Below are 16933 nucleotides of genomic sequence, written 5' to 3'. Positions count from 1 at the left end.
GCCAACATTCTGGCAGGTCCATGCGCGCTCACCGAATCCTCAGGTCGCTTCGTCGTCGTACGGCGCCTTCCCGGGTTCCGCGGCCGGTCCGGCCGACGTCGCTGACATGCCGTTGCGCGCCGCGACCCCGTCCGCGGCCCGCGAGGCGGCGGACCGGGAGTACTCGGACGGGCCGTCGTCCATCAGCGCGTCCCGCACGATCCTGCGCGGGTCGTACTGGCGCGGGTCGAGCTTGGACCAGTCCACGTCGCTGAACTCCGGCCCGAGCTCGTCGTCGACGCGGGCCTTGGCGTTCTGGAGCAGGTCGCGGCCACGACGCACCAGGGCGCCGAGCTGCTCCGCGTAGGTGGGCAGGCGCTCCGGGCCGATCACGAGCATCGCGACCACCAGGATGATCACGAACTCCCAGCCGTTGATACCGAACACGGTCAGAGCCTACTCGCGTCGCGGGACGGCCCGGAGAACGCCGGATGAACCCCGTTCACTGGCCGCTCGACCGCTCTTCGAGCACCACGCGGACCTCGCGCTCGTCGTTCCCGGACCGCACCTCGAGCGTCACCGGGTCGCCGGGCGCCTTGGCGCGGATCGCGACGATGAGCTCGTCGGCCACCGACACGGGGCGGCCGTCGACCGCGAGGATCACGTCGCCGGGCTTGATGCCGGCCTGGTCGGCGGGACCGTCCGGCGTCACCGCGGGCGTGCCCTGCTGGGCCTCCTCGGACACCTGGACACCCTCGCCCTGGTAGCTGGGGTCGAGCAGCACGCCGATGATCGGGAACGTCGCGGTGCCCGTCTCGATGAGCTGCTCGGCCGTGTGCCGCGCCTGGTTGGACGGGATGGCGAAACCGAGGCCGATGTTGCCGGTGGCCGTGGTGGTGCCCGGCCCCTGCGCGATGGCCGAGTTGATGCCGATCACCTCGCCCGCCGAGTTGACGAGCGGGCCGCCGGAGTTGCCGGGGTTGATCGCGGCGTCCGTCTGGATGGCGTCGATGAAGGCCGCCTCCGCGGACTCCCCCGCCTTGACCGGGCGGTGCAGCGCGCTGACGATGCCGGTGGTCACCGTTGCCTCCAGGCCGAGCGGCGAACCGACGGCGAGCACCGAGTCGCCGACCACGACGTCGTCGGAGTCGCCCAGCACGAGCGGCTCCAGCCCCGTCTCCTCGACCCGGATGACGGCGAGGTCGTAGTCCGGCGTGGCCCCCACCAGCTCGGCGGGCTGCTCGTGGCCGTCCGAGAAGGTGACCGTCACGTCCGCCCCCGAGGCCGCCTCGGCGACCACGTGGTTGTTCGTGAGGATGTAGCCCTCGGACTTCAGGATCATGCCCGACCCGGTGGCCACGCCCTGCTGGGCGCGCACCTCGATCGAGACCACGCTCGGCAGCGCGGCCGCGGCGATCGCGGCCACCGAGCCCTCGGGACGGTCCACGTGGGTGGTGCCCGCGGCGGGCCGGGGCAGCGCGGCGTCCGCCGGGCGTGCCGTCTCGCGGGCGTCCAGGAGCGCGTAGGCGCCCACGCCGCCGCCCGCACCGGCGAGCAGGCCCAGCAGCACGACGGCGGACACCGTCCCCGCGCCGAGCCTGCTCCGGCGCGACCGGGGCGGCTGCGCCGTGCCGTACGGGGCGGTCCCGTGGGGTGCCGTGCCGTGGGGGTCCGTCCCCGTGCGGGACGCTCCCGGGTGCTCGGAGCCCGTGTGCGGCGCGTCCTGCCCGACGGCCGGCGGCGCGGGGATCGTGGTCAGGTAGCCCGTCGTCGGGAGCTGCTGCGTCGGCTGGCTCTGGGCCGGCTGGCCCTGCGCCGGGGCGTGCTGCGCGGGGGCGTGCTGCGCGGGGGCGTGCTGCACCGGGAGCTGCTCCGTCGGACGCTCGGCCGCCGGCTCCTCTGCCGGCGCCCCCGTGGGCGCGGGTTCGGGCGTGCGCCCCGCGGCCGGCGTCGGCTCGTTCGCGGGGGGCACTGCTGCGCGCGGTGTGGGAGGCGCGAACGGGTTCTCGTCGGTCATGGGCTTTCGATGGCTCCTGTCACGGTGTGCCACCCGCGGGCGATGCGGGGCAGGACCCCGGCATCGTAGCCATGCTCACCGAACGATGCCACGAGCTCGGTCAGCACCTCCTCCGGCGCGTCGGCGACGACGTCGACCACCATGTCGTCGGACTGCCACGCCACGTGGGCGGGCTCCGTGGCGAGCACCTGGACGCCGCCGACCGTCGTACCGCCCTGGGCGAGCTGCCCGGCGCGCTCGCGCACCACGGCGTGGCCCGAGGGACCGGTGAGGTCGATCTCCAGCGTCTGGCCCTCGTCGCCCACCAGGCGCATGGCCGAGACGGTGTAGCCGTCGGGCAGGTCGGCGGGCGCCACCCAGCCGTTGTCCGCGGCCCAGTCGAGCGCGGCGGGCGTGACCTGGGCGGGGTCCACGTCGAGCTCCGCGAGCACGTCCTGGCCGGCCGCCGCGGCGTCGGGCCCCGTGCGGCCGAGCATCGTCATGCTGGTCTGCGCGGAGAGCTGCGGGGACACCACGGGCACGTCGCCGAGCGTGAAGAGGGCGAGGCCCAGCACGCCGGCGCCGCCGACGCCGAGCGCGGTGATCCGGGCCGTCCTGCGGCGGCGCGCCGGGCGGTCGATCCGGCCGTCGAAGTCGCCGAAGGCCGAGGCCTGCCACACCGGCGCGGCCAGCGGGTCCGGACCCAGGAACGGGCGGCGCAGCGGGTCCTCGTCGGTGGACGGGATGCTGGCCTGCAGCGCCATCAGCCGAGCGGTGAGGGCCGGGTCGGGCACCACGTCGGCGGCCGACAGGAGCGCCCGCCGAGCCGCGCGCGCCGTGTCGAGCTCGCGGGCGCACAGGCGGCACATCGTCACGTGGGAGAGCGCGCGCTCCGTCTCCGCGGGCGAGAGCTGCCCGTCGGCCAGCGCGCTGACCAGGTCACCGAGGTGGCTCATCGCACGCCCCCGCGCGTCGGCGCCAGGTGCTCCAGGGCGTCGCGGAGCTGGGCCCGGGCGCGGTGGATCCGGGAGCGCACGGTGCCGAGCTTGACGCCCAGGGTCACGGCGATCTCCTCGTAGCTCAGGCCCTCGATGTCGCACAGCACCACGGCCGCGCGGTACTCGGGGCGCAGGGCGTCGAGCGCGCGCTGCACGTCCTGGTCCAGGTTGGCATGCTCGTACCCGCGCTCCGGGCGGCCGAAGTCGCCGGTGTCGGCGACGTGACCGTCGTCGTCACCCATCGCCTCCATGCGGATGCGCTTCTTGCGGCGCGCCTGGTCCAGGAACAGGTTGGTGGTGATGCGGTGCAGCCAGCCCTCGAACGTGCCCGGCGTGTAGCTGGACAGCGAACGGAACACCCGGATGAAGGTCTCCTGCGTCAGGTCCTCGGCGTCCTGCTTGTTGCCGGTCAGACGGTAGGCGAGCCGGTAGACGCGCGCGGAGTGCTCGCGCACGATCTCTTCCCAGGTAGGCGGTTGCCAGGGCAGGTCTGCCGCGCCGGCCCCGGAGGGTACCGACGCGGCCGCGTCTGCTGCTGGGCGAGTGCTCACAGAAGTCATCGTCCTCTCAACGTACGTCAAAGCCCAGGCGTTCCCACGGGCTGTACCCTGACGCCGCACGTGATGTACACAACTGCCCGGTTCAGCGGAGGAAGCCATCAGCACAGCGGAGCCGTCAGGCCACGGCAGGGTCGCGGCCTGGGTCTACAGCGAGGCCTTCGTCCCCGAGGACGAGGTGCTGCTGCGCGCCCGCGAACGCGCCTCGGAGCTGGGCTGCACCGCCGTGCTGCCCGGGGTCGGCGCGGTGCTGCGGGTGCTCGCGGCCGCCACGAACGCGCACGCCGTGGTGGAGGTCGGCACGGGGGCCGGGGTGGCAGCGCTCTGGCTGCTGCGGGGCATGCCGCAGGACGGCCAGCTCACCACCATCGACCGGGAGGTGGAGCACCAGCGCGCCGCGCGCGCGGCGTTCGTGGAGGACGGCGTGGCCCCGCACCGCACCCGGATCATCCCCGGGCGGCCCGGGGACGTGCTGCCGCGGCTGGCGGACGGCGCCTACGATCTGGTGCTCGTGGCGAGCGACCCGCTCGCGTACCCCGAGTACGTGGACGAGGCCCTGCGGCTGCTGCGCCCGGGCGGCGTGCTCGCCGTCGACAGCGCCCTGCTGCGGGACCGGGTGGCGGACCCCGCACGTCGCGACGAGCTCACCACCGTGGTGCGCGAGGTGGGCCGGACGCTGCGGAACGACGAGCGGGTGCTGCCCGCCATGCTGCCGAGCGGGGACGGGCTGCTGCTGGCCGTCCGCCGCTGACCTGCCGAGAGGCCGGTTCTCGCGACGGACGGCCGCCGAAAGACTGGAGACCGGGTCGGCCGGGTCAGCCGACGACGGTCTGGAGAGCGTCTCCGAGCTCGCTGGCCTCGGTCGCGTTGAGCTCGACGACGAGCCGACCGCCGCCCTCGAGCGGCACACGCATGACAATGCCGCGCCCCTCCTTGGTGACCTCGAGCGGTCCGTCACCCGTTCGCGGCTTCATCGCAGCCATGTGTGGCTCTCCCATTCCGTTGTCCGGTGTGTAGCAGCATTCATGTCTCCGGCGAACGCCGAGGGCACAGACCCATTCTAGTTCAAATGGCGCTCCTTACTTTCCACTCGCCCATTCGTCGGTCGTTCACCCGACCGGGTGCCCGGAAGGGAGTCGAATCGTGCGTGGGCTCAGGCAAGACCCCTCAGGGCGGCGGCCGGCGGCGCCTCGTCGCGCAGGGCAGCCACGAGGTCGAGCACCCGACGCGTCGCGGCCACGTCGTGGGCCCGGAAGACCCGCGCGCCGAGCCACGCGGCCACCGCCGTCGCGGCCAGCGTCCCCTCCAGGCGCTCCTCGGGCGGCAGGTCGAGCGTCTCCCCCACGAAGTCCTTGCGGGAGAGCGCCATGAGCAACGGAAAGCCGAGCCCGGCGAGCGCCTCCGTGCGCCGCAGGAGATGCAGCGAGTGCCACGTGTTCTTGCCGAAGTCGTGGGTCGGGTCCACGAGCACGGACTCGCGCGGCACACCGGTCGCGACGGCCCGCTCCGCGGCGGCCCGCAGGGTCGCCACGACGTCGGCCACCAGGCCGTCGCGCCCGTCCCCCGCCCCCGCGGCCAGGCCGTACTCCACGCGGTACGGGTCCGTGCGCGGCACGGCGCCGCCCGTGTGCGAGCACACGACGCCGACGCCGGCGGCACCCGCCACCTCCACGAGGCCGGGATCGTGCCCGGCCCAGGTGTCGTTGATCAGGTCCGCGCCGGCGTCGATCGCGGCGCGGGCCACCCCCGCACGCCACGTGTCGACCGAGACCAGCAGGTCGGGCACGGCGCGGCGCACGGCGGCCACGAACGGCACGACGCGCCGGATCTCCTCGGCCTCGTCGACGGGAGCGCCGTTGCCCGCCCGCACGCCGCCGACGTCGAGGATCTCGGCGCCGTCGGCCCAGGCGCGCTCCGCGGCGGCCAGCGCCGCGGCGTCGTCGGGCACCCGGGCGGGCGCGTAGAACGAGTCGGTGGTGCGGTTGAGCACCGCCATCACGACCGGTCGCACCGCGCGGCCGTCGCGCCCCACCTCGCGCCCGCGCAGCACCAGCCGCTCGGACGGCGGCGGAACCGCCGTCCCGGGAACCTCCGGGCGGTCCACCTACGCGGTGCCCAGGGAGTTCAGCTGCCCCTGCCGGTTGCCCGCGGCCTCCTCCGTGGCGCGCTCGGCGGCCACCGCCGCCTGCAGGGCCGCCTGCTCCGCCGCGATCTGGTGGGCGCGGTCGACCACGTGCCGCACCGCGTCCGCCGGGTCGTCGGTGAGGTGGACGATGTCGAGGTCGGCCTCGCTGATGGTGCCGTGCTCCAGCGCCGTCGAGCGGACCCACTCCAGGAGACCGCCCCAGTACCGCGTGCCCACGAGCACGATCGGGAACTGGGTGACCTTGTGCGTCTGCACCAGGGTGACGGCCTCGAACAGCTCGTCGAACGTGCCGAAACCGCCCGGCATGACGATGAATCCCTGCGCGTACTTCAGGAACATCGTCTTTCGCGCGAAGAAGTAGCGGAAGTTGATTCCGAGATTTACGTACTCGTTCACGCCCTGTTCGAAGGGCAGCTCGATACCGAGGCCCACGGACGTGCCGCCCGCCTCGGCGGCACCCTTGTTCGCGGCCTCCATGATCCCGGGGCCGCCACCCGTGATGACGGCGTAGCCGGCCTCGACCAGCAGCCGGCCCACGGTCTCGCCGGCGGCGTAGTCCGCGTGGCCCGGCTTGGTCCGCGCCGAGCCGAAGACCGAGACGGCCTGGCCGAGCTCGGCCAGCGCGCCGAAACCCTCGACGAACTCGCTCTGGATGCGCAGCACCCGCCACGGGTCGGAGTGCAGCCAGTCGGTGTCCTGGTCGGAGGCCAGGAGGCGCTGGTCCGTCGTGGTGCGCGGGATCTGGTTCCCGCGCAGGAGCACCGGACCACGGCGATAGCCGCGGCCGGACTGTGGAATGCCGTCGTCGCTCATGCGACCAAACTAGTCGTCCAGGAGCCAGGCTCGCAGCGCGTCGCGGCACTGCGCGAGCTGCGCGACCGGCAGGTGCTCGTCGTCCTTGTGCGCGAGCAGCGGGTCGCCGGGCCCGAAGTTCACCGCGGGCACCCCCAGCTCCGAGAACCGGGCGACGTCGGTCCACCCGTACTTGGGCGCCGGGGCGCCACCCGTCGTGGCCAGCACCGACTTCACGAACTGGGCCGCCAGCGGGTCGTCGAGGCCCGGACGGGCGCCGCCGGCGGCGTCCGTCACGAGGACCTCGAAACCGTCGAAGACCTCCCGCAGGTGGGCCTCCGCCTCCGCGACGGAGCGCGAGGGGGCGAACCTGTAGTTCACCTCCACCGTGCACGCGTCCGGGATCACGTTGCCCGCGATGCCGCCCTCGATCCGCACGGCGTTGAGGCCCTCGCGATAGACCAGTCCGTCCACCTCGACCTCGCGCGGCTCGTAGGCCGCCAGCCGGCCGAGCACGGGCGCGACCGCATGGATCGCGTTCTCGCCCGTCCAGGCCCGCGCCGAGTGCGCGGCGACGCCGTGCGTGCGCACCTCGACGCGCATCGTGCCGTTGCAGCCGCCCTCGATGCCGGCGTTCGAGGGCTCCCCCAGGATCGCGAAGTCGCCCCGCAGGAGCTCGGGTTGGTTGCGCGCCAGCCGGCCCAGGCCGTTCAGCGCGGAGTCCACCTCCTCGTGGTCGTAGAAGATCCACGTCAGGTCGTGGGCGGGCGCGGTGCCGGGCGCCCCGAGCTCGACCGCCAGCGCGAGGGCCACGGCGACGCCGCCCAGCATGTCGACGGTGCCGCGGCCCCAGAGCACGGCGCCCGTACCGCCCCCGGTACCTGCGCCGTCGACCCCGCCAGCCCCTTCGACCAGACGCGTCGGCAGGTTGTCCGCGATCGGCACGGTGTCGATGTGCCCGGCCACGACCACGCGCCGGTCGCGGCCGAGGTGCGTCCGGGCCACCAGGGCGTCGCCGTCGCGCACCACCTCCAGGTGCGGGCAGCCGCGCAGGACCACCTCGATCGCGTCGGCGAGGGCCTTCTCGTCGCCGCTGACGGACGGGATGTCGCAGAGGATCCGGGTGAGGGCGACCAGGTCGGCCCCTTCGCCGGACGGGTCGAGCAGGGCAGGGTCGATCGCGGTGTCCACAGGACAAGCCTATGGGCTCCGCGTGGCCGTTAGGCTGGACGCATGACGACCGCATGGGGCTTCGGCCTTGCCACGATCGCCGACGACGGCACCACCCTCGACACCTGGTACCCGGCGCCCGCCCTCGGCGACGCGCCCGCCGGCGCCACGCCGCCCGGGTCGCTCACCGCGGCCGCCGGCGCCGACGACGTGCGCCGGGTCCGGCTGGAGGTCGTGACCACGCAGATCGACCTCGCCGAGCCGCCGCGGAGCGTCTCGGACGCCTACCTGCGGCTCCACCTGCTCTCGGCCCGTCTCGTCCAGCCGCACGGCCTCAACATGGACGGCATCTTCGGGGCCCTGACCAACGTCGTCTGGACCAGCGCCGGCCCGTGCGCCGTGGACGGCTTCGAGGAGACCCGGCTGCGGCTGCGCGCCCGCGGGCACGTCACCGTGTTCGGCGTCGACAAGTTCCCCCGCATGGTCGACTACATCGTCCCGTCGGGCGTCCGCATCGCCGACGCCGACCGCGTCCGCCTCGGCGCGTACCTCGCCCCGGGCACCACCGTGATGCACGAGGGCTTCGTCAACTTCAACGCGGGCACGCTCGGCACGTCCATGGTCGAGGGCCGCATCTCGGCGGGTGTCACGGTCGGCGACGGGTCCGACGTCGGCGGCGGCGCGTCGATCATGGGCACCCTGTCCGGCGGCGGCAAGCAGGTCGTGTCGCTCGGCGAACGCTGCCTGCTGGGCGCCAACGCCGGCCTCGGCATCCCCCTCGGCGACGACTGCGTGGTCGAGGCGGGCCTGTACCTCACGGCGGGCACCAAGGTGACGGTGCTCGGCGCGGCGGCCGACCCGTACGGTGACGGCACCGCCCCCGTCAAGGCGCGCGACCTCGCGGGCCGCAGCAACCTGCTGTTCCGGCGCAACTCCACCACGGGAACCGTCGAGGTGCTCGACCGGACCGGCGTCGGCATCGAGCTCAACGAGGTGCTGCACGCCAACTGAGGCACCCGTTCCCGTTTTGCACCATCCCTGACCAGGCGGATTACAATTCGTGGCCCTCCTGATACCGCCCCGGACGACAGGGAGCTCGCATGGCCCTCCTGGCTGAGACCGGTTCGTCGGTCCCGCCACCCGCAGGCGGCCCCACGCCGCAGCAGTCAGTCGGTCGCGCCCTGAAGTACGCCGCGGCGGTCGGGGCGGTGTGCGTGGTCGCGACGGTGGGCGTCGTCGTTGGGCTGAACCGCCTCGCGGGGTCCGGTCCCGTCACCGAGCGCTGCACGGCGGTGCTGGAGGACGCGAACTGGTACCTCTCGCCCGACCAGGCGGACAACGCGGCGCTCGTGGCCGGCACCGCGGTGGCCCGCGGCCTGCCCGCCCGGGCGGCCACGATCGGCCTGGCCACGGCGCTGCAGGAGTCCAAGCTCATCAACATCGACTACGGCGACCGCGACTCGGTGGGGCTGTTCCAGCAGCGGCCGTCCCAGGGCTGGGGCACGGTCGACGAGATCCTCGACCCGGCCTACTCCACCAACGCCTTCTACGACGTGCTGGTCGAGGTCGAGGGCTACGAGGACATGGAGGTGACGGACGCCGCGCAGACGGTGCAGCGCTCCGCCTACCCCGACGCGTACGCCCAGCACGAGACGCGGTCGCGCGCCTGGGCCTCCGCCCTCACGGGCAACTCTCCCGCCGCCCTGTCGTGCGAGCTCGCCCCGGTGGCCGACGGCGACCAGCTCGCCCCCGAGGCCGCCCGCGACGTCGTGGCGGGCCGCCTGGGCCGGGACCTCGGGCTCGCGCCCGCGACCGGTGCGGCGGACCCCAACCGGCAGGACCCGGCGTCGGCGACCGTGACGGTGGACGCGACACCGCTGACCCCCGACGACCCCGTGCGCGGCGCCTGGGCCACCGCCCAGTGGGCCGTCGCGACGGCCCAGGCCACGCAGGCGGTCGAGGTGCACGTGGACGACCAGGTGTGGCTGCGCGACGAGGCCGCCTGGACCGAGGCCGAGACGCGGCTGAACCCCGGCGAGGTCCGCATCACGGTGGACGCCGCCGAGTAGCCACAACGTGTCAGACCCTCAGGTCACCGGGGTGACCTGAGGGTCTGACACGTCTACGAGGGGGGCGGGTCAGCTACCGCCGTCCGCCATGAAGCCGCCGAGGCCCGAGGGGTTGGCGCCCTCGTCCTGCTTCGGGCGCGGCCGCTCGTAGTCCTCCTCGACGTGCAGCTCCGCGACGTCGTCGCCGAGCTTGTTCAGCAGCGCGTGCCGCGCCTCGCGACGGCGCCGCTGCTCCAGCGGCTCCGGCACGGGGGCGGCCGCAATGAGGCGCTGCGTGTACTCCTCGCGGGGGTGGTGCAGCACCTCCTCGCGCGGGCCCTGCTCGACGATCCGGCCGTTCTGCAGCACCACCACGCGGTGGGCCAGCAGGTCGATCACCGCCAGGTCGTGGCTCACGAAGAGGCAGGCGAACTTGTACCGCTCCTGCAGCGCCGTGAACATCTTGAGCACGTTGGCCTGCACGGACACGTCCAGGGCCGACGTCGGCTCGTCCGCGACCAGCAGCTCGGGGTCGAGCGTGAGGGCGCGGGCGATGCTCACGCGCTGGCGCTGGCCACCGGAGAGCTCGTGCGGGTACCGGTTGTAGACGCTGCGCGGCAGCTCGACGGCGTCGAGCAGCTCCAGCACGCGGCGACGGCGCGACCGGTCGTCGCCCTCCTTGTGCACCACGAGCGGCTCGGCGATCACGTCGCCGATGGGCAGGCGCGGGTTGAGCGAGGACGCCGGGTCCTGGAACACGACGCCGATGCGCTTGCGCAGGGCCTTGAGCTCCTTGCCGCGCAGCTTGCCGAAGTCGGTCCCGAGGATCGACACCGAGCCGGAGGCCGCGGGGATGAGCCCCAGCGCGCACTTGGCGATCGTGGACTTGCCCGAGCCCGACTCGCCCACCAGGCCCACGATCTCGCCCTGGGCCACCGACAGCGACACGTCGTCGACGGCCCGGAAGGTGGGCTTGCCCACCCGGTGATACTCGATCACGAGGTTGCCCAGGTCGAGCGCGGGCAGGTCCTCGGGCGCCGCGTCGACCGGGGCGACGTCGCCGAACTGGCCCGGCCCGGACCCCAGGTGGGGCACGGCGGCCAGCAGACGCTTGGTGTACTCGTGCCGCGGGTGGTTGAGCACCTGGTCGGCCGTGCCCGTCTCCACGAGGTCGCCCTTGAGCATGACGGCGACGCGGTCGGCCATGTCGGCCACGACGCCCATGTTGTGGGTGATCAGCAGGATGCCGGTGTTCAGCTTGTCCTTGAGCGAGCGCAGCAGGTCGAGGATGTCGGCCTGCACGGTCACGTCGAGGGCGGTGGTGGGCTCGTCGGCGATGATCACCTTGGGGTCGCACGCGATGGCCATGGCGATGACCACGCGCTGGCGCTGACCGCCCGAGAGCTCGTGCGGGTACTGCTTGAGGCGACGCTCGGGCTCGGGGATGCCGACCATGGCGAGCAGCTCGGCCGCCCGTGCCATGGCCTGCTTGCCGAACGCGATGCCGTGCAGCTGCAGCCCCTCGGTGAGCTGGTCGCCGATCGTGAGCACCGGGTTCAGGGCGGTCATGGGCTCCTGGAACACCATGGCCACGTCGTTGCCGCGCATGTTGCGCAGGCCCCGGCCGTCGAGGCCGCCCACGACCTTGTCACCCACGCGGATGGTGCCGCCGACGCGCGCGTTGCGGGGCAGCAGGCCGAGCGCCGTCATCGAGGTGACGGACTTGCCCGAGCCGGACTCGCCCACGAGCGCGACGACCTCGCCGGGCCGGACCTCCAGGTCGATGCCCTTGACGGCGTGCACGTCGCCGAACTCGGTCTTGAACGTGACGTTGAGGTCCTCGAAGGAGAGGACGGCGTCGCCGGTCGCCGAAGCAGAACCCGGTGCGCTGATGTCGAGAGTGGTCATGTCCTCAGTCCTTGCTCCGGTTCTGGCGGGGGTCGAACGCGTCGCGCAGGCCGTCGCCGATGAAGTTCACGCACAGGGCGATGGCGAGGATCATCAGGCCCGGCCACCAGAACAGCCACGGCCGGGTCGTGAACGCGGCCTGGTACTCGGAGATCAGCGTGCCGAGCGACGTGTCGGGCGGCTGGACGCCGAAGCCGAGGAAGCTCAGCGAGGTCTCCAGGAGGATCGCGCTGGAGATCGAGAGCGTCGCGGACACGATGATCACGCCGACCGCGTTGGGCAGCACGTGCCTGCTGATGATGCGCCAGGGGCTGGTGCCGACCGCCTGGGCGGCGAGCACAAAGTCGCGCTCGCGCAGCGAGAGCACCTCACCGCGCACCAGGCGCGCGAGGCTGGTCCAGGTGACCAGGCCGAGCACGAGGGCCAGGCCCCAGATGCCCCAGCCGGACGCCGTCTTGCCGAGCACGGCCGCGACGACGAGCAGGGGGATCACGATGAAGACGTCGGTCAGCCGCATGAGCAGCGACTCGACCCAGCCGCGGTAGAAGCCGGCCAGCGCGCCGATCAGCGTGCCCACGACCGTGGAGATGATGCCCACGGCGAACGCGATGATCAGCGAGAACTGCGTGCCGCGCATGACCAGGGCGAAGTAGTCCTTGCCGCCGGTGTCCTGGCCGAAGGGGTACTGCCAGGTGGGCGCGCCGTCGCCGATCTTGTCGTACTGGAGCGTGTAGCTGTTGGGCCACCACCCGGGGATCGGTCCGATGCCGATCGACGTGAAGGCCACGATGATGATGATGCCGAGCACGATCATCGAGCTGAGCGCCGCCCGGTGCCGGAAGAACCGGCGCGCGACGAGCTGGCCCTGGCTGTAGGACTTGTCCTCGCCGGGCAGCGGGGCCGCCGAGCCGCCGGCCGCGAGGCCGATCGCGTCGGTGCTGGCCACGGACACCTGGGGCTCGTAGTCCTCGCCGCCGGGGTTGCTGTTCCTGATGTCACTCATGTCTGTGTCTCCTGCCGTGGCCCGCGCTCAGCGCCGGATCCGGGGGTCGAGGGCCGCGTACGCGATGTCTGCCAGCAGGTTCATCAGCACCGCGGCAACGCCCGTGACGAGGAAGAACGCCATGACCGGTGCCGGGTCCACGGCGTTCAGGCCGTCCTGGAACAGGGCGCCCATGCCCTTCCAGCCGAACACCTGCTCGGTGATGACCGCGCCGCCGATGAGGGCCGCGAAGTCGAAGGCGACGATCGTGGTGATCGGGATGAGGGCGTTGCGGAAGGCGTGCTTGACGATGACCTCGCGCTCCGACAGGCCCTTCGACCGGGCCGTGCGCACGTAGTCCTGGTTCAGGGTCTCGAGCATCGACGACCGCGTGTACCGCGAGTGCGTCGCCACGGAGACCAGGGTGAGCAGGATGGTCGGCAGCAGGATCTGCGTGGCCATGTCGAGCACCTGCTCCCAGAAGCCCCCGGTGAAGTTCGGGGTCTGCGAGCCGATGGTCGAGATGGGCCGCGACTTGACGCCCAGGAAGCTGGCCCAGTGCGCGATCAGGAGGTCCGCGAAGACCATCAGGCTGGTGATGACGCCGGTGATGCCGGTGACCAGCATGGACTGCTTGCGGGCGTAACCACCCCAGGCGGCGCCGATCCCCACCGAGACCAGCACGGCGAGCACGAACAGCCCGGCGAGCAGACCCCAGCTCGGGCTGTTGACCAGGAGCGGTGCGAAGGCGAGGTAGGCGACGATGCCGACGACCACGGTGGTGAAGGCCGCGTAGAGCGCACGCCGGTTCCGCAGGCCCGCGACCAGCGCGGTGACGAGCACACCCGCGGCGGCCGAGACCACGAGCACGCCGCCGATGCCGAACATCGGGTTGCGCCACCAGTCGAGGGCGTTGAAGACGAAGAGCATGATCGTGACGAACGCGAACACGGCCGCCGCCGTGACCAGTCGGCGTCTCCTGCTCCCGCCCAGCACCGCCTGGATCAGGAACCCTGTCACCACGGCGATGATGACTATCGTCCATGGGGCGTACTGCCCCACCGCGATCCAGTTGTTGTACTGGATGGCCGCGTACTCCTTGAGCAGCGTCGCCGCCCAGAAGACCGGCAGCGAGAAGAAGAGGAAGGCACTGAACGTGATGGAGTAGTCGAAGCCCGAGTACTGCCGGATCGCGGTGAGGATGCCGAGCGCGATGCCGACGATGATGGCGAGCACCGTGGACACGGTGATGAGCCGCAGCGTCGAGACCGCCGCCTGCTGGGTCAGGCCCAGCACGTCCACGCCGTTGATGGTGACGCCGAGGTCGCAGTTACCGGTGAAACAGCCTCCGACACCCCTGAGCCAGTCCCAGTACCGCTCGTACCAGGGATCGTCGAGCCGCATCAGCGCGATCCGCTGGTCGATGAGCTGCTGCTTGTTCTGGACGTTGGACTCGCGCAGGTCCTTGAGCGGATCGCCCGAGTTGATGGTCAGGACGTACATGAGCAATGAGGCGCCGAGCAGGACGAGCGCCGAGGCGCCGATGCGCCGGAGGATGAACTTGAGCACGGGTTGGCCCTTCGAGGCGGACGCAGCACGGCGTCTGCTGGGGAATGCGATCAGCGTGTCACTATAGGACACCGGATGAAAATTGCCGCCATTCGCCCAGGTCAGGACTGGAAATAATCCCGACCTGGAGCGAACAGCCCTGCGGGGAAGGGACCAGAGGCACCCTTCCCCGCAGGTCTTGCGTCAGGCTCGCGTCAGGAGGCGCGGGCCCACTGCTCGGAGTTCCACACGACACCGCTCTGGGCGGCGGTGTTGCGCACGTTCTCCACGCTCGAGCTGCTCGCGATGACGCCCGGGTGGGCGAACAGCGGGATGCCGAAGAGCGTGTCCCACAGCTGCTTCTCGATGATCACGGTCTGCTCGGCGTGCACCGCCTCGTCCGTGGTCCCGGCCAGCGTCTTCCACGCCTCGTCGACCGTCTCGTCCGAGTAGCCGCCGTAGTTCTGCTGACCGGTGGTCGAGTAGATGTTCTCGCCCGAGGCGATCTGGCCCGAGCCGGCCCAGGCGAACAGCGCCACCTCGTAGTCACCGTTCGGCAGGTCCTTGTCGAAGAAGTCCGGCGCGGCGTTGTCGACGATCTCGAAGCCGACCTGGTCGCACGAGGACTTGATGGCCTCGACCTCGGCGGCGCGACGCGGGTTCGGCGCGGCGTAGCCGATGCGAACCTTCTCGCCCTCCTTGAGGCCCGCGGCAGCGAACTTCTCCTTGGCGGCGTCGAGGTCGACCTCGTCGTAGCGGCCGTCGTAGGACTCGGAGACCGTGGCCTCGTAGTTGTCCTGGAACGGGAAGACCTCGCGAGCGTCCATGACGACGGCCTCGGGGGCGATCGGCTTGATCAGGTCGTCCACGATCTTCTGGCGCGGCACGCAGAGGGCGAACGCCTCACGGGCCTCCAGGCTGTCCGCGAAGATGCCCGACTTGAAGTTGAAGTCGAGGTGCTCCCAGGTCAGGTTCTGGTTGGTGTCCACCGTGACGGCGTCACCGAGCTGCTCGAGCTGCGTCACCGTGTCGACCGTGGGGCCGTTCGGCTGGATGACGTCGAGGTCACCGTTGGCGAGCGCCTGGATCTGCGCGTCGGCGGCGACGAACCGGATCGTCAGCTCCTTGGTGGCAGCCGGCGTACCCCAGTACTTGTCGTTCGCCTCAAGGGTGATGTACTGACCGGCCTCCCAGCCGTCGGCCTTGAAGTTGTACGGGCCGCTGACCGGGGTGATCGCCGGGTCCGGGACCTCGCCCGGCTGCGACAGCCAGCCCTCGTTCCAGAACTTGGCGGCCTTCTTCAGCACGTCCAGGTCGAGGTCCTGGATGGCGGTGACGAGCTCCTCGGTGGAGACACCCGCCTGCTCGGCGACGACGTGCGCCGGGAACGGCGAGCCGATCTGGATCTTCCAGTCGGCGTACACGCGCTCGTAGTCGTAGGTGAACGACTTGGCGTCCGGGGAGTCCGCCTGCGGACCCTCGGGCACGTAGTCACCCAGCGTCAGGCCGGAGATGTGGTTGAACAGGGGCACCTCGGAGCCGTCCTCGGTGACCTTGCCGTCCTCGGTGATCGCCTGGGCCGCCCAGTCGAGCAGGTAGTCGGCGTAGGTGATCGGGGTGCCGTCGGACCAGGCCGCCTCGTCGTTGAGGGTGTACTCCACCTGGAGCGGGTCCTCGGACAGCGCCTCGTAGGTGCCGTACTCCTCGTCGGTGCAGATCGAACCGTCGTCGCCGAAGTACCAGAAGCCGCCGAACAGGCGCTCGGTCACGGCACTGTTGTACGTGGAGTAGGTCTCCGGGGTGTTCGAGTTGTAGCCGAGGAACTCGTCCTCGACGGACACCTTGATCTCACCGTCAGCCGTGGTCACGTCCCCGAGGTCCGCCTTGCACGGGCCGTCGGCCGAGGCCGAGGTCGCAGTGGCTTCACCTTCGGTCGGGTCGTCGTTCCCCGCCGGGCTGGTGCACGCCGAGAACAGCAGCGCGCCACTGGCGGCCACTGCGACGGCGGCGCTCAGTCGCCTGATCTTCAATGTTCCTCCTCATGGGGATGACGGTCACGAACCACCGCCGTCCGCCTCAGCGCAGGGGGTGAGATATCCGTCACCGTCAAGGTTTCCGCTCACGCTACTCACGCGATGGGAGGGTTTGCCCTACTTCGCCGTTTGCCGGAACTGATCGTTACCGACCTGATATCGCTCCGTAGCGGCACCGTCGCCGCGCATCAAGGACGGAAACAGGGCGGTAACACCTCGGGTGAAATTTCACACCCATCCGTGCGAACGTGCCACCGCGACGAACGCACCCCGGGTCGCGAGCACCTGCTCGGCGGTCAGCGTCGGCACCCCGGCGAGCAGCACCTCGGTCACCTCCACCGCGAGCTCCCGCTCGGACGGGCCGTCGCCGTCGGGCCGCGACCCGGCGTCGGGCAGGGGCGGGAGGAAGGTGGGGACGGGCGCGGTGGTCGCACCTCCGCCCACGGCGGCCGACGCCATCGTCGGGGCCAGGGCCGGCGCGGGCGTCACCAGCGTGACCGTCGAGGCCTTCAGGCCCCGGTCGCCGTCCTCCACCGCGAAGTCCACGACCGCGCCCACCGCGAGGTTGCGCTTGTCGAACTCGAGGTCGTTGACGTGGATGAACACGTCGTCCCCACCGGTGTCCGGGGCAACGAACCCATAGCCGCGAACCTCGTCGAACCTGATGACCTTGCCTTGAACCACGGCACACACTCCACCTCGTGAGAAACCCTGCATGATCGAGTCTAGGACGCTTGTCCAACTCCGCCTGGGCAACGCGCACGGCGCCTCTCGCG

The 16933-nt window shown here is 71.7% G+C and carries 16 protein-coding genes; 3 read left to right on the top strand and 13 right to left on the bottom strand.

The window, feature by feature from the left end; all coding sequences use genetic code 11:
* Window positions 1-39 precede the first annotated feature (39 nt).
* Genes QRN56_RS09800 through sigE form a run of 4 tightly spaced genes read right to left on the bottom strand, consistent with a single transcriptional unit; the run spans window position 40 to window position 3533 of the window.
* Window positions 40-426: a twin-arginine translocase TatA/TatE family subunit gene (locus tag QRN56_RS09800; protein ID WP_285102732.1), complete on the bottom strand. Its 387-nt coding sequence runs from the start codon at window positions 424-426 to the stop codon at window positions 40-42.
* A gap of 55 nt (window positions 427-481) precedes the next feature.
* Window positions 482-1996, bottom strand: coding sequence for a S1C family serine protease (locus tag QRN56_RS09795; RefSeq protein ID WP_285102730.1), 1515 nt, complete (start codon window positions 1994-1996; stop codon window positions 482-484).
* The gene (locus QRN56_RS09790) at window positions 1993-2931 is read right to left on the bottom strand and encodes a zf-HC2 domain-containing protein (protein ID WP_285102729.1); all 939 of its coding nucleotides are present in this window, start codon (window positions 2929-2931) and stop codon (window positions 1993-1995) included. Before QRN56_RS09790 ends, QRN56_RS09795 begins: the two co-directional genes overlap by 4 nt.
* Window positions 2928-3533 carry an RNA polymerase sigma factor SigE gene (gene sigE, locus QRN56_RS09785; protein WP_285102728.1) on the bottom strand — a complete coding sequence of 202 codons (606 nt, stop codon included), beginning with the start codon at window positions 3531-3533 and terminating at the stop codon, window positions 2928-2930. The genes QRN56_RS09790 and sigE overlap by 4 nt, the downstream gene beginning before the upstream one ends.
* A 175-nt stretch (window positions 3534-3708) precedes the next feature.
* Here sigE and QRN56_RS09780 point away from each other — a divergent pair, with 175 nt between their 5' ends.
* Entirely contained in the window at window positions 3709-4281 is a 573-nt protein-coding gene (locus tag QRN56_RS09780; RefSeq protein ID WP_350224564.1) for an O-methyltransferase, read from the top strand.
* Window positions 4282-4345: 64 nt separating this feature from the next.
* Here the strand turns inward: QRN56_RS09780 and QRN56_RS09775 are convergent, their stop codons facing one another.
* The 4 genes from QRN56_RS09775 to dapE form a co-directional block, all read right to left on the bottom strand.
* A complete protein-coding gene (locus QRN56_RS09775) occupies window positions 4346-4513 on the bottom strand; it encodes a DUF3117 domain-containing protein (protein ID WP_084467633.1) in 168 nt (55 codons plus the stop codon).
* Window positions 4514-4683: 170 nt separating this feature from the next.
* Window positions 4684-5634, bottom strand: coding sequence for a dihydropteroate synthase (gene folP, locus QRN56_RS09770; RefSeq protein WP_285102726.1), 951 nt, complete (start codon window positions 5632-5634; stop codon window positions 4684-4686).
* Window positions 5635-6489: an LOG family protein gene (locus QRN56_RS09765; RefSeq protein ID WP_285102724.1), complete on the bottom strand. Its 855-nt coding sequence runs from the start codon at window positions 6487-6489 to the stop codon at window positions 5635-5637.
* A 9-nt stretch (window positions 6490-6498) separates the two neighbouring features.
* Window positions 6499-7659, bottom strand: a complete 1161-nt coding sequence (gene dapE, locus QRN56_RS09760; protein ID WP_285102722.1) for a succinyl-diaminopimelate desuccinylase — start codon at window positions 7657-7659, stop codon at window positions 6499-6501.
* A 42-nt stretch (window positions 7660-7701) separates the two neighbouring features.
* Between dapE and dapD the strand changes: the two genes are divergently transcribed.
* Together dapD and QRN56_RS09750 are read left to right on the top strand one after the other, a co-directional pair.
* Window positions 7702-8649 carry a 2,3,4,5-tetrahydropyridine-2,6-dicarboxylate N-succinyltransferase gene (dapD, locus tag QRN56_RS09755; protein ID WP_285102720.1) on the top strand — a complete coding sequence of 316 codons (948 nt, stop codon included), beginning with the start codon at window positions 7702-7704 and terminating at the stop codon, window positions 8647-8649.
* Between the two features lie 89 nt (window positions 8650-8738).
* Window positions 8739-9707 carry a hypothetical protein gene (locus tag QRN56_RS09750; RefSeq protein ID WP_285102719.1) on the top strand — a complete coding sequence of 323 codons (969 nt, stop codon included), beginning with the start codon at window positions 8739-8741 and terminating at the stop codon, window positions 9705-9707.
* A 69-nt stretch (window positions 9708-9776) separates the two neighbouring features.
* Here the strand turns inward: QRN56_RS09750 and QRN56_RS09745 are convergent, their stop codons facing one another.
* From QRN56_RS09745 to QRN56_RS09725, 5 genes are all read right to left on the bottom strand, one after another.
* Window positions 9777-11594 (bottom strand): ABC transporter ATP-binding protein, encoded by a 1818-nt coding sequence (locus QRN56_RS09745; protein WP_285102717.1) that lies wholly within the window; start codon window positions 11592-11594, stop codon window positions 9777-9779.
* Window positions 11595-11598: 4 nt separating this feature from the next.
* A complete protein-coding gene (locus QRN56_RS09740) occupies window positions 11599-12597 on the bottom strand; it encodes an ABC transporter permease (RefSeq protein WP_285102716.1) in 999 nt (332 codons plus the stop codon).
* 27 nt (window positions 12598-12624) lie between these two features.
* Complete coding sequence (locus QRN56_RS09735) at window positions 12625-14145, bottom strand: ABC transporter permease (protein WP_285102715.1); 1521 nt, start codon at window positions 14143-14145, stop codon at window positions 12625-12627.
* 194 nt (window positions 14146-14339) lie between these two features.
* Window positions 14340-16154, bottom strand: coding sequence for an ABC transporter family substrate-binding protein (locus QRN56_RS09730; protein WP_285102714.1), 1815 nt, complete (start codon window positions 16152-16154; stop codon window positions 14340-14342).
* Between the two features lie 231 nt (window positions 16155-16385).
* On the bottom strand, window positions 16386-16841 hold the full coding sequence (locus QRN56_RS09725; RefSeq protein WP_285102713.1) for a cold-shock protein: 456 nt from the start codon (window positions 16839-16841) through the stop codon (window positions 16386-16388).
* Window positions 16842-16933: the final 92 nt, after the last annotated feature.

It is taken from the genome of Promicromonospora sp. MEB111, assembly GCF_030209445.1.
Taxonomy (GTDB): Bacteria; Actinomycetota; Actinomycetes; order Actinomycetales; family Cellulomonadaceae; genus Promicromonospora.
Note: the sequence above shows the minus strand (reverse complement) of the source record. Positions and strands in the feature narration are given on the sequence as shown.

Coding starts and splice junctions, on each gene's coding strand:
- QRN56_RS09795 (WP_285102730.1), bottom strand. CDS start 1,996: ATGACCGACGAGAACCCGTTCGCGCCTCCCACACCGCGCGCAGCAGTG.
- QRN56_RS09790 (WP_285102729.1), bottom strand. CDS start 2,931: ATGAGCCACCTCGGTGACCTGGTCAGCGCGCTGGCCGACGGGCAGCTC.
- sigE (WP_285102728.1), bottom strand. CDS start 3,533: ATGACTTCTGTGAGCACTCGCCCAGCAGCAGACGCGGCCGCGTCGGTA.
- QRN56_RS09775 (WP_084467633.1), bottom strand. CDS start 4,513: ATGGCTGCGATGAAGCCGCGAACGGGTGACGGACCGCTCGAGGTCACC.
- QRN56_RS09765 (WP_285102724.1), bottom strand. CDS start 6,489: ATGAGCGACGACGGCATTCCACAGTCCGGCCGCGGCTATCGCCGTGGT.
- dapD (WP_285102720.1), top strand. CDS start 7,702: ATGACGACCGCATGGGGCTTCGGCCTTGCCACGATCGCCGACGACGGC.
- QRN56_RS09750 (WP_285102719.1), top strand. CDS start 8,739: ATGGCCCTCCTGGCTGAGACCGGTTCGTCGGTCCCGCCACCCGCAGGC.
- QRN56_RS09745 (WP_285102717.1), bottom strand. CDS start 11,594: ATGACCACTCTCGACATCAGCGCACCGGGTTCTGCTTCGGCGACCGGC.
- QRN56_RS09740 (WP_285102716.1), bottom strand. CDS start 12,597: ATGAGTGACATCAGGAACAGCAACCCCGGCGGCGAGGACTACGAGCCC.